Origin of the sequence: Bacillus cereus group sp. RP29, from assembly GCF_040459765.1 — a bacterium.
GTDB classification, from domain to species: domain Bacteria; phylum Bacillota; class Bacilli; order Bacillales; family Bacillaceae_G; genus Bacillus_A; species Bacillus_A paranthracis.
Genome location: NZ_JARVHN010000001.1, coordinates 3231081 through 3242718, shown reverse-complemented (window position 1 = coordinate 3242718; position 11638 = coordinate 3231081). Strand labels below are relative to the sequence as shown.

Below are 11638 nucleotides of genomic sequence, written 5' to 3'. Positions count from 1 at the left end.
TTTTAGAGCGTTATTACATGTAAGAAAACAATATAAATAAAGGAGAATGAGTCTTGAAAAAGAGCAGCATAGCGATTTTTCAAGACTCAAGAAATTGTTTTCTTTTGTGAGATAAATAATATATCATGCATAACATTATATTAAGAAAAAAGCAGATACAAGTATGAACTGACCCTTCATTAGGCAGCCTTTAGGGCATGAGTTCTATATTGTACGGGATTCATGCCTTTTAATTTTGCCTTAATCCGTTTGTGATTATAATAATTGATATATTTTTCAAATTCTTGTTTAAAGTGTTCTATATGCTTTCAAAATCTTCTAGGTAAAGAAAATCAGATTTCATTCTTATTATATAGTTTCTATATAACATAGAAAAAAGTACCAATAGTAGCGCATATATCATTTAATTCTTTCGTATTATCTTCATAACTCCAAAGTAAGTCCCACGCATAAAGCTAAAAGTAATAAAAAGCAGATTATCGCTGTAGTATCCTAATTCTAATACTTTTCGACAATATAGTTCAAATCAAAGTTAAAATGATAAAATTGTTAATTATAAGGGGGCTAACAAGTGAATTATATGATTGATAGTGTCATTAATTATGTAAAACAAGAAGATACAAACTATGCAATTTTAATTAACGGGGAATGGGGCTGTGGGAAAACTTATTTTTGGAACAACGTCCTTAAGAATGAGATTGAAAACATTGAATTAAAAGGCAAGAAGCAAAAGACCGCCTATCTATCTCTTTATGGTGTTACTAGTATTGAAGAAATTAATAAAAGAATTGTAGTAGATCATGTTTTTAAAAATAGTGAAACGTTTAAAAGTATAAGTGAAAGTAAATGGGGAGGAAAATTAACAGAGTTAGGGAAAATGGCTGTTGGAGTTGTGAAAAAACTTGAGATACCCATTATATCAGAGGCCATGAACACAGAAATAAATTATGAAAACTTACTGAATTTTAATGATACTGTTTTATGTTTTGATGACTTAGAAAGAGCTAATTGTGATATTGCAGATATATTAGGTTACATTAATAATTTTGTGGAACATGATGGTGTTAAAGTTATTATTATTGGGAACGAAGACGAAATATCCACTCGATTAAATACTCAAAATTATGAAATGAAAATGATCACTTCTTCAATTGTTTTGGAAAAAGAAGGTGCATTTACAGGGACAAATGTTGAATCTAACGAATTAATTGAAAATAAACTACGATCATTATTTAATAAAACGGATACATACAAGAGAATAAAAGAAAAGCTTATAGGAAAAACTTTATCATTAAATTCAGATTATACTGAAATTACAACGGAAATAATTCAAAGTTATCAGGACGATTCATTAAGAGTTTTTTTGATGGATAATTTATCAATAATAGAAACAACTTCTCAAAATAGTGGTACTAAAAATATTCGTATCCTGAAACAAGCTTTAGATGATTTCAAAATAATTTATGGACACTATAATGAAAAATATAAGGATTTAGAAGGTCAAATACTTTCTTCAATACTTAAATTTACGCTTGCCGCTTCATTTGAAATTAAAACTGGTATAGAAGAAAGTGATAAACTAGAAGTTATAAAATCTAATTCTGATTTCTTATCACATGTCACATATTCAGATATGATAATTAAAAATAAACCAAAAGATTACATTAAAGCTTTTAAAATTAAGTATTTTAATGACTCTAATAATTACAATGATCTTATTTACTTTAAATTCTCCGAAATACTAGTTCGAAAAGGAATATTTAATGTAGAAATTTTTGAAAATGAAATGAATGCAATTAAAATTCAATTTAAAGATGATACACCATCCTATATAAAATTGTTAAGAAGTGGGTATATGGTATTAGATGATGATGTGTTTATTGATGCTAGGGATACAGCTTATCGTAAACTGATTAATGGAGAAATGAAATTTACGTGGTATTTTAAAGCTTTTGTACTATACAGAGAATTAATAAAAGTAGGGCTATTTAAAAAGGAAATTAGCGAACTTAAGCAAGAGTTATATGAAGGGCTACAAAAAGCTGGGGAGCAAGCTACAGATTATGTAGATTCAGTTACCTTATTCTGGGGTTATGAAGTAAATCCGGAGGATAGTGATTTACAAGAATTTAATAGCAAAACAGTTGAAATTAATAGAGCATTACTGGCAAAAAAAGAATTTAACGATTTTAATAAGTTAATTGAAGATCTGAATAAGAACTTCCAGCAATTTGTAATAGATGTGAATGGTGTATATTATAATACACCTGTATTTTCTTATTGTAATATGGACGAATTATCTCATAAGATAATTAAACTTTCGAATCGGAATATTGGGGTTATGATTGATGTATTTGAAAAGAGATATAACGATTTAAGAATAAATTCAGAGTGTAGATTGGAGCTAGATAATCTAAAAAAATTAGGTTCGAAATTTAATACATATATACAATCAAATGAATTAACACCGAAAACTGTCCTCTTAAAGGAATTTTCAAATGTAATAAAAAATATAAACTCGCGTATTTAAGTGATGGAAGACTTCCGATCGTATTTGATCAGAAGAACAAAAAAACTTGTAGGAATCCCTACAAGTTTTTTGGGATAATGTAAAAAGATGAAACAAACTATCTCATAATTTGAATCGGAGCAAACACTATAACCACGAGTTGATTATAGTATACACCAAATATTAAGATATGATTTTTATATATTTGAAAATTATGTGATTTTAGAAAAGGAGAACAAACAACCGCCTTGTCTCCATAAAAACTCCAATAATACATTTTGAATAAAATATTTTAAATAAATATATATTTTATAATAAATTTGTAAAAATATAAGTATAGGTAAATAGAGAAGAATGGTGCATTCTTACAGAAAAATATATTTACATTCAACATTAATTAACTATAACTTTACAAACAATTTGATAATTTGCTAGCGATGCATGGTAAAGTACCTTATTTAAGCAAGTTAATACTTAAAACAAAACACCCTAACTTAAATTAAAGTCAAGGTGTTTTGTTTTACCTGTTTTGTTAGTACTACATGTGAATAGCTAATACTCACTGCTTAGCAACATTCTACACAACAAGGTTTTAATTGTTGGCTATTTCTTCGTCTCTCAAATAGATTAATAACCTTATTTTTATTAGAACTAGTTGAACTAAACTCCAAAGTTTTTGACTGAGTTCTTTCTTTTTCTTGCTTCTGTTTAGCGAACATTAAAAACTCATATTCATTGATCAATTTGATCCCATCCCTTCGTATGAAGATTTAGCTGATTTAGGGTAATAATAGCTATTATGAATTTTTATCTTCTTTTTCAGTATTCTTAGAGCAGCAACTTTCTTTTTCACTTTGCTCATCTTTTATTTCAATAATTTCAATGTTACAGCAATCCTTTTCTTTTTTGTCCCTTTTAAAAATTGATAGTAAACCCATAGTTATCATCCTCCATTATAAATTTAGTATTAAGAATAAATAGCCAGAGAAAGTGGCCATTGTAAACACAGAAACAATAAATGCACCAAGTAATCTCTTGTGGAAAATACTCTTCAACATAATAATTTCTGGAAGACTTGCCCCAGCTCCTCCAATTAATAAAGCCATAGTTGGTGCAATCGGAAATCCTTTAATAAGTAATGCTTGTGCGATAGGTAGCATAGTTGATAGACGAATGTATAATGGAACCCCAACGATAGCTGCGACAGGAACAACCCACCATTGATTTTGATCTGAAATGAACATTAGGAAATTCATTGGGACAGCTTCTTTAATAATTGCTCCAATTAATGCTCCAATTAGAACATAAAGGATTACAGAGCGCATTAATTCAACTGTTTCTCTAACAGATTCTTTTATATTTAAAACTAAACTTTTTCTTCTTGCTAAATCTTGTTCAGCAATATTCCCTTTAACCATAACTTTTTTTACATATTGCTTATAATCACGTTTATCTAGGATCCAACCAATAATCATTGAGAAGAAGAAGGTAGCTATTGTGTAGATTACTGTTATTTTCATTCCATATATGTAAGCCATCAATGCTAAAATCCAAGGGTCAAGTAGTGGAGAAGTAAATAAGAATGTCATTACTGTTTGAAACGGAATGTTTCGATTTATCATTGTGACAAGTAATGGGACTGTAGAGCAAGAGCAAAAAGGGGTAACAAAGCCAAGGATGGCTCCGGATAGATTCCCGATAAATGGATTTTTGCTGCCCATTAATTTTTCAAGCTTGTCAAAAGGTACATAGGCTTGAATGAAGTTAATAAAAAGTGTAATACCGATAAATAAAACTAATAAGTTCTTACTTAATGATAAAAATTCAAAAAATATTCTTGTCAATGTTTCTGACATATAAATCCCTCCTTAATATATAATTGTTATTTTCAACAGTTGTATTTTACAACTATAGATCTTAGAAGAAGGAGGCTTTAGCAGCAACTACTTCTTTGCATAGCCTCCAATATTAAATCAATACTTTCTAATACCTGCATACGTTTTTCTTTTGGAACATTTGATAGTATTTCTTCGATATATGTGTTCATTTGCTTTCCAATTTCATTTTCGTATTTCTCACCTTCAGGGGTTAAGGTAATAGATAAATATCGTCGATCTGTAGGAGATTGTGTTCTTTCTACAAGATTCTTATTTACAAGACCCTGAATGTGACGACTTAATGTACTATTATCTAATCCTAATGAAGAAGCTAATTCATTTAAAGAAGGATTTTTCTGACGTTGTACCTCAAATAAGATATGACTTTGTATAAGGGAAACACCACAACATTGTGCGCCTTCCTTTTCTAATAAACCAAACCTTCTAATTAAAATTTGAAGCATTTGACGAAGTTGATAAGCCTCTTTTTTATAACCTAAGATATCAGTCATATTCCCACCACTTTTCTAAAGTTATTATTAGTTGTATTCTGCAACTGTTTCTAAATTGATTGTAAAATACAACTAATTGCATTGTCAACACGTATTTACTTTTTTATCATTTTTATTTTTCTGAATTTTTGTTGACTGATGTTAATAATATAGGTATTATTTAGTTAACAAAATAATGCATTTTTAAAAAAGTTAAAAATGTTAATAAAGGAGAGAAATATAATGTTAGCATTAAACGAAAATTTAAATGAGAAATTTGAAGGTTTTTTCAATGAGGTTATTGAGGGGGGAGTTCTAACTGATAAAGAAAAAGTTGTAGCTATTCTTACAGCAGCTACTGTAACAGGTAATGAAAAGTTACTGAAAAGTGCTGTGTTACAAGCGAGACAAATTGGATTTACAAAAGAAGAACTTGGTCATGTAAATGCGATTGCTATTGCAGTAAGTGCAGAAAAAACAAGAAGCCTACTTGATATCAAAGTAGAAACAAAAACAACATCGACTTGCTGTGAATAAGGAGGAGCAATATGAATAACCAGTATGTGCTTGTTATTAGTCCTCGAGATAATGAAGTTGATTTAGTAAAAGAATTAGGTTATGGCGTTATTTTGATAAGAAAGAATATTTCCTTTGATGAAATGTTCAGTGTTGAAGTACCAGTAGAAATTGATCTAAATGATGAAGAAACTGTTGTTGGAAAATGTAAGGAGTTAAGTGAGAAATATAATATAGTAGGCGTTTACACATTAAACGAATATCGTATTCCACTTGCCGCAAAAGTTGGTGAAATTTTAGAGATTAATTCATTCTTATCCTATGAAACGGCCATTACTTGTCGGAATAAGAAATTAGCTCGTAAAAAGTTAAATGATTCAAATGTAAGTTCTGTGAAATTTGTTCTTATTAGGGAACTTGATAACTTGAATGAGAAATTAGAAGACTTTTCTTTCCCGGTAATTGTCAAACCTTCTAATGATTCGGGAAGTAAGAACGTATATCTTTGTAAAGATTACAATGAAGTCAAACAAGCTGTAGATGTAATTAGTCACTCAAAATTAAATCTAGTGGGACAAACTCTAGATCCTGAAGCAATTGTAGAAGAATATTTAGATGGACCAGAATATAGCATTGAATCTTATACTATAGATGGTAAAACTACTATAGTAGGTGTTACTGAAAAGGTAGTAACTCCTTTTCCTCTGTCTGTGGAGGTGGGACATAACTTCCCAGCAGTTCTTGAGGAAGATATAGAAACATCTATTCACGAGACTGTAATAAATGCTTTAGATGTTATAGGTGTTGACTTTGGGGTAACTCATACTGAAGTTAAAGTGACAAGTGACGGACCTAAGGTTATTGAGGTTAATGCTAGACCTGGAGGAGATAGAATAACTGATCTTGTAGAGTATGTGACAGGAATAGATTTACGTAGAATAGCATTAAGAATTAACCTAGGTTTGCCTATTAAAAATAGTTGTTGCAACAAAGAATTAGTTTCTTCTTCTTCAATTCGCTTTTTAATTGCTGATAAAGAAGGTTACATATCTTTCAATGAAAACTTTAGAGCAGAATCTATTAAAGAAATACACTGGTATGTAAATAAAGGGGAAAGAGTAAATAAGACAACTAGTAACTTTGATCGTATTGGCTATTATATTGTTGATGGTAATACAAAAGAAAGTTCAAAAAAGATAGCTGATTCGTTGAATGGTTGCTTTGAATTGGCTATTAGTGAATTAGTGGAGATGTAGTTTAGGATGCTTAATGACAATGTAATAAAATTCAAGGCACTGGCGGATGAAACAAGACTCAAGATTCTTTATGAAATTTCACAAAATAATCGATTGTGTGTTTCCGATTTACAAGAAATTTTTAAGATGCCTCAATCTAAGATGTCTTATCATTTAAAGCTGTTGTTGAGTAGCAAAATCATAACAAAACATAATCAAGCGCAATGGTCTTTTTATGAAGTAAATCATGAAGAAATCAAGAAGTTAGTTTCTCCAGCGGTTTATGAAATGTTAATTAAAAGAGCAGTGGAATCAAAATGAATTTCATTGTTCTTTTCCTCCAATATGTTGATTAAGAGAAAGTTTTATGTTTGTAAGGGGAGACAACATGAAAATATATAGCATATTGGAACTTGGGTGATGGATAAAAGGGATATTTAAACTAAATATATATTAAGGATGATGGGGTTTATGAAAGAAAGTGTGTATCAACAACCTATTGAAGTTAGTTCTGGACAGGAAACAGTAATAAATAAGAAGTTTAATTTCACATCCAATCCTTTGACAGGATTAGTACTGGCGTGTGTAATTACAATGATATTTTATGCTTTGGGTATTTTTCCAGGTTATTCATTTATGACTTTTATTGGTTTAAGTATTGTAGCGTGGTTAGCCGTAGAGAACGGTGGAAATGATGTTTCGAAAGGCGTTGCGCCTCTTGTGGCTGCTGAAATTGCTACGGAAAAGACAGCACTATTATATGGTTCTATAATGACTGCAATAGGAGGAGGGCTTTCGGTTTTCTTCGCGTCAAAAATATTAAAGCTATTTACAGAGGGATTAATGAACTCTTCTTATCAACTTTCAGCTACTATGGCATTGGCTATGGCTATTGGGGCAACTTTATGGGTGGCACTAGCTACTAAATTTTCATTACCAGTATCAACAACCCACGCAATTATAGGAGCAGTAATTTTGGTAGCTTGTATATCTCATGGTGTATCCAGTGTTTTATGGGGAAATTTAGTGAGCAAAATTGTATTGCCTTTACTTTTGAGTCCTGTATTAGGTCTCGGAGTAGCCTGGATTCTTAATCTATTTGTTAATAAAATTCATATTAATCCTCAAGCAGGAAAGGGTATTGCTTGGTTATCTAGTGGACTTATTTGTTTTGTACGATCTGTTAATGATACTCCTAAAATAGTAGCAATCGCGTTACTCGTAGCAACATTAAATGGATTTGAAAATGGTGGAGATGAATCGTACTTATCCTTATTCCTTTTGGTTACTGTTGCAATGAGTATTGGTAGTCTTGTGAAGGGATTAGCTGTAACAAATTTATTAGCACGTAAAGTAACAAAACTTGATGAAAATAGTTCTTTATCTTCTGTAATAACGACAACTTGCTTAGTAATGTCTTCTAGTCAATTAGGGTTACCGGTATCAACAACGCATGTAAGTACTTCTGCTATCATTGGAGCAGGTATGAAGCAAGGGGCAAAAACGATTAATTGGTCTGTAATTAGAGATATTATTTTGTCGTGGATAGTGACTCTGCCAGGGGCTGGTATTATAGCGGTGGTTGTATATTATATTTTGAAAACAATCATATAAATTATCTATAGAGCTATAAAGGTTATATGGATTTATTAATGTTATTTGTATTATATAATAAAAGAATGAAACAATTTGCTTTCGAAGTAACATAGAAACAAATAAAGCAGAACCAGAATGGGTTCTGCTTTATTTAACTTGGATAGTTCTTGGTATTAATCTTTATACTTTCCTCGTGCATCTTTGAAAATACTTTCTATAACACCATCACTTTGAATATGATCTTCTGAAAGTGTAGAGGATTTATTGATGGTTGTCTTCTGTGTATATAAAGGTACTTTCCCAAATGTAACGGCACGAGTTGCATAATTGCCATCATCTACTGGGATTAAGAATAATAAGTATTCTTTTTCTTTAACCATGTTTGTGTAGCCATTGATATTGTAAGTTGTATTTGTTTGTTTATCATAATAAGCATTTTCGGTTATTTGAATTTCTTTGCCCGCTAATATATTAGTATCCTGTTTACTATTTTTATATACGTTATTTACTTTGAAACCAGATAAAGTGAAACCTCCATTTACTTCGCCATCAACTTCAGATCTATAAATTTTTGTCTCTTTTTCATCTGTTTTTATTCCACGCACAATAATTGGAGAATTATTTTCTAGTTCTTCCAAAGTGTTAAAGCCATCAGTTTTTGCATCGAACGTGACCTCTTTTGACTTAGATTCAACAAAGGGATTTCCTATAAATAAAAATGTGATAAAGCTTAATACTACGATTATCGACAGGAACTTAAGTGTTTTTTTCATCTGTATAATGCCCCCTTTTAATATCTTGCATTAATTCCAGCCCAATCATCTGATTGTGGATAATCTTTATAATTAAAGTCATACTGTCGCATTACAGAAATACTGTTATTGCTTTTTTGAGTGTGTCCTAAACCGAGGGCATGTCCTACTTCATGAACTGCAGTTTCTTTTCTTGTTGTTGAGTCTAATTCTACACGCCATTTTTTAAAAAGAGTGACATTACCGCTACCGCGAAAAATGCCATAAATATCTCCATTATATCTATCTACATATTCAATTTTGACATTTGCTCCCCCAGGGAGACTGGACTCTTTAGTAAATTGAATTTTTGAGGAAGGATTCCAAGCGGTGATGCCCCTTAAAACCTCGTTTTTTAACCCATATTTACTAAATTCACCATGAATCCAATAGTAGGCATTATTTGGGTTTGAAATCTTTGAACCATTATGCATATACGCTTTAATAGATGATGGTAAAACTGTAGCAAATAACAATAAGCCGAGTAACGAAAAAACAATCTTTTTACTTTTTTTCACTTTACTCCCTCTTTCTGTAATTTTTTGCACTTAAATATAATATTTCTATGAATATATTAATAATCCCTTTCTTTTCCTTGTAAATATGTAAAATTATTCTAATTTGTTGTAAAATAAAATAAATTACCTGTACCTAACTTTTCATTAAAAAAGGAGGAACTTGGTTGAGAAAATTAAAAATTCTAATTTGTGTTCTAACAGTAATTGTTACCTTGTTTGCATGTGAAAGTGGAAAAGAAAAATACAATAAAAATATTAATCAAGTAATTAAATTAGAAAATGAAGCGCACCAAAAACATGGGGAAGGGAGTTTGAAAAGAAAAAACACACAAATTATAGTTTATGAAGATGGGGAATATATTGAATTAATCTATAACACATCTTCTGGAGATAAAGTAGAGAGAGTATATAGGCTTAATAAAGATGAAACTTATGAGGAAATTAAAGAAGTGGGAAAAGAATTAGATTATAAAAAGACTGATTATACAGAAAATGTAGGTTTAAAATAAAAAATATTATTATTCTAACTATAATAATGAAGTTGCTTTTATACACTAGCAAAAGATAAGACATTTATTTGGATTAGAAAGAGAAATGAAAAAATTTATTAACACCTATACTTTTCTTTAAATTACTTGATTTCTAACAAATAGCTAAAATAAAAAGAACAGTGAATTCAATATAAATTCACTGTTCTTTTTTACTTAGAAACACTCTTGGTAGTAATAGGCAGATTTCTCGAAGTCTTTCAATACAACATAACAATCTCCAATTTTTTTGCAAATTTGTCTACAAACTTGTTTATTATTTGGCGATATAAACTCGGCAATTTCTTTTGCCTCCAGATAATACTTTAGTGCTAATTCTTCATTAGGTTCTTCAAGGTAAATGTCGCCCAGCAATTCATAAGCTTGTGCTTTATGTTTATTCTTCGATTTAGTTTCAATCGTGTCGAAGCAAATTGATTTTGCTGATTCATAATCTTTTTGAGCGAAATAACTTCTAGCTAATTCGACCTGTACGTTCATAATTTCATTAGGTTTTGCATTGTTTTGAGTATAAAGATTAAGAGCTGTTTTAAATGATAACTGAGCTTGATGAAACTCTTTTTTATAAGAAGAAAGAATACCAAGATTTGTGTATGTTCCTGCTTCATAAAGTTTGTTTTCATTTAGTTTGAAAAACTTAAGGGCTTTTTCATTTGCTTTTTTTGCTTGATCGAAGCGTTGGAGTTCCATATTACAAATACCAAGTGCCATATAGATTTCGCCAGCTTTATAATGAGTTCGTGTTTGTTCGTTTTGTTCAATTGCTTCTTCTAAGAAGTTAATTGCTGAATAATATTCGCTTAACCGGCCATGGACAATACCTAAATTAGCAAGTAAAGAAACACGTAGAATTCCACTAATTTGTTCATGAATTATTATTTTATAAGCTCTATTCAGTGTAGAGAGAGCTGTTTCGTGATTGTTAATTCTACTATATAAGTATCCTAGAGAATCTAACGATCTAACAAGTTCATTTACATAGTTACCTTCTTTTAATAAGGAAATGCTTTTTGTAAAGTATGGAATTGCGTGATTGAAATCATGAATATGCTCGTAATATTTACCATGTATCCAATTCAAAATTCCTTCATCATACTTATTTACATCTGGGTGGTTAAAATAGTTCTTTTGCTCAATAAAGTTCTTAACTTTATCCCATAGATTTGCTGTAGTGTGGTTTTCTGCTGCCTTAATATCTTTTTTTATTTGAGAGAGTGTTAATTCTTTGTTTTCCACAACATCGAAGAAATCCTCTACAGAACAGTTTAATTTATTGCTTAAAGCCTCTAATACTTCATAAGAAGGTTGAATTAATCCCTTTTCTATTTGACTTAAATAACTACGTGTAATAATACCATCAGCTAACTTCTCTTGAGTTAGTTTTTTTTGTTTTCTTAGCTCTTTGATACGTTGACCTAACATATTATAACTCCAATCATATTGTGTTTTACTACTTACTCACTATTATTAACAATTTTGAACAAAAAGTAAATGTAAAATAAATGTTAATAATGTATTGACAATGATTACCTGTTGAATTATGATTTAGTTAAAGTT

The 11638-nt window shown here is 30.1% G+C and carries 12 protein-coding genes and 1 pseudogene; 6 read left to right on the top strand and 7 right to left on the bottom strand.

The window, feature by feature from the left end; genetic code table 11:
• Positions 1 to 179: 179 nt before the first annotated feature.
• Positions 180 to 358 (bottom strand): annotated as a pseudogene (locus QCI47_RS17305) (IS3 family transposase); the annotation flags it as partial.
• Positions 359 to 580: 222 nt separating this feature from the next.
• Here QCI47_RS17305 and QCI47_RS17300 point away from each other — a divergent pair.
• Positions 581 to 2530: a P-loop NTPase fold protein gene (locus QCI47_RS17300; protein WP_230458413.1), complete on the top strand. Its 1950-nt coding sequence runs from the start codon at positions 581 to 583 to the stop codon at positions 2528 to 2530.
• A gap of 776 nt (positions 2531 to 3306) precedes the next feature.
• On the opposite strand, the gene QCI47_RS17295 is transcribed toward QCI47_RS17300, so the two are convergent.
• The 3 genes from QCI47_RS17295 to QCI47_RS17285 all read right to left on the bottom strand — a co-directional run bounded on the left by QCI47_RS17295 (position 3307) and on the right by QCI47_RS17285 (position 4898).
• Positions 3307 to 3447, bottom strand: coding sequence for a hypothetical protein (locus tag QCI47_RS17295; protein ID WP_000523765.1), 141 nt, complete (start codon positions 3445 to 3447; stop codon positions 3307 to 3309).
• Between the two features lie 15 nt (positions 3448 to 3462).
• Complete coding sequence (locus tag QCI47_RS17290; protein WP_048556860.1) at positions 3463 to 4365, bottom strand: permease; 903 nt, start codon at positions 4363 to 4365, stop codon at positions 3463 to 3465.
• Positions 4366 to 4442: 77 nt separating this feature from the next.
• Positions 4443 to 4898: a MarR family winged helix-turn-helix transcriptional regulator gene (locus QCI47_RS17285; protein ID WP_001992779.1), complete on the bottom strand. Its 456-nt coding sequence runs from the start codon at positions 4896 to 4898 to the stop codon at positions 4443 to 4445.
• A gap of 222 nt (positions 4899 to 5120) precedes the next feature.
• Between QCI47_RS17285 and QCI47_RS17280 the strand changes: the two genes are divergently transcribed.
• The 4 genes from QCI47_RS17280 to QCI47_RS17265 all read left to right on the top strand — a co-directional run bounded on the left by QCI47_RS17280 (position 5121) and on the right by QCI47_RS17265 (position 8242).
• A complete protein-coding gene (locus QCI47_RS17280; protein WP_000880521.1) occupies positions 5121 to 5414 on the top strand; it encodes a carboxymuconolactone decarboxylase family protein in 294 nt (97 codons plus the stop codon).
• An 11-nt stretch (positions 5415 to 5425) separates the two neighbouring features.
• Positions 5426 to 6649, top strand: a complete 1224-nt coding sequence (locus QCI47_RS17275; protein ID WP_048556859.1) for an ATP-grasp domain-containing protein — start codon at positions 5426 to 5428, stop codon at positions 6647 to 6649.
• Between the two features lie 6 nt (positions 6650 to 6655).
• On the top strand, positions 6656 to 6949 hold the full coding sequence (locus QCI47_RS17270; RefSeq protein WP_000930885.1) for an ArsR/SmtB family transcription factor: 294 nt from the start codon (positions 6656 to 6658) through the stop codon (positions 6947 to 6949).
• A gap of 150 nt (positions 6950 to 7099) precedes the next feature.
• The gene (locus QCI47_RS17265; protein WP_230458410.1) at positions 7100 to 8242 is read left to right on the top strand and encodes an inorganic phosphate transporter; all 1143 of its coding nucleotides are present in this window, start codon (positions 7100 to 7102) and stop codon (positions 8240 to 8242) included.
• Positions 8243 to 8397: 155 nt separating this feature from the next.
• Here the strand turns inward: QCI47_RS17265 and QCI47_RS17260 are convergent, their stop codons facing one another.
• A complete protein-coding gene (locus QCI47_RS17260) occupies positions 8398 to 8997 on the bottom strand; it encodes a hypothetical protein (protein ID WP_048556857.1) in 600 nt (199 codons plus the stop codon).
• Between the two features lie 17 nt (positions 8998 to 9014).
• Positions 9015 to 9533, bottom strand: a complete 519-nt coding sequence (locus tag QCI47_RS17255; protein ID WP_230458411.1) for a matrixin family metalloprotease — start codon at positions 9531 to 9533, stop codon at positions 9015 to 9017.
• A 164-nt stretch (positions 9534 to 9697) separates the two neighbouring features.
• On the opposite strand from QCI47_RS17255, the gene QCI47_RS17250 reads away from it, so the two are divergent.
• Positions 9698 to 10042 carry a hypothetical protein gene (locus QCI47_RS17250; protein ID WP_048556856.1) on the top strand — a complete coding sequence of 115 codons (345 nt, stop codon included), beginning with the start codon at positions 9698 to 9700 and terminating at the stop codon, positions 10040 to 10042.
• Positions 10043 to 10237: 195 nt separating this feature from the next.
• Here the strand turns inward: QCI47_RS17250 and QCI47_RS17245 are convergent, their stop codons facing one another.
• Positions 10238 to 11503 carry a tetratricopeptide repeat protein gene (locus QCI47_RS17245; RefSeq protein WP_048556855.1) on the bottom strand — a complete coding sequence of 422 codons (1266 nt, stop codon included), beginning with the start codon at positions 11501 to 11503 and terminating at the stop codon, positions 10238 to 10240.
• Positions 11504 to 11638 lie beyond the last annotated feature (135 nt).

Excerpts from the sequence above, each read along its gene's own strand:
- QCI47_RS17300 (WP_230458413.1), top strand. The coding sequence starts at position 581 with ATGATTGATAGTGTCATTAATTATGTAAAACAAGAAGATACAAACTAT.
- QCI47_RS17295 (WP_000523765.1), bottom strand. The coding sequence starts at position 3,447 with ATGGGTTTACTATCAATTTTTAAAAGGGACAAAAAAGAAAAGGATTGC.
- QCI47_RS17290 (WP_048556860.1), bottom strand. The coding sequence starts at position 4,365 with ATGTCAGAAACATTGACAAGAATATTTTTTGAATTTTTATCATTAAGT.
- QCI47_RS17285 (WP_001992779.1), bottom strand. The coding sequence starts at position 4,898 with ATGACTGATATCTTAGGTTATAAAAAAGAGGCTTATCAACTTCGTCAA.
- QCI47_RS17280 (WP_000880521.1), top strand. The coding sequence starts at position 5,121 with ATGTTAGCATTAAACGAAAATTTAAATGAGAAATTTGAAGGTTTTTTC.
- QCI47_RS17275 (WP_048556859.1), top strand. The coding sequence starts at position 5,426 with ATGAATAACCAGTATGTGCTTGTTATTAGTCCTCGAGATAATGAAGTT.
- QCI47_RS17270 (WP_000930885.1), top strand. The coding sequence starts at position 6,656 with ATGCTTAATGACAATGTAATAAAATTCAAGGCACTGGCGGATGAAACA.
- QCI47_RS17265 (WP_230458410.1), top strand. The coding sequence starts at position 7,100 with ATGAAAGAAAGTGTGTATCAACAACCTATTGAAGTTAGTTCTGGACAG.
- QCI47_RS17260 (WP_048556857.1), bottom strand. The coding sequence starts at position 8,997 with ATGAAAAAAACACTTAAGTTCCTGTCGATAATCGTAGTATTAAGCTTT.
- QCI47_RS17245 (WP_048556855.1), bottom strand. The coding sequence starts at position 11,503 with ATGTTAGGTCAACGTATCAAAGAGCTAAGAAAACAAAAAAAACTAACT.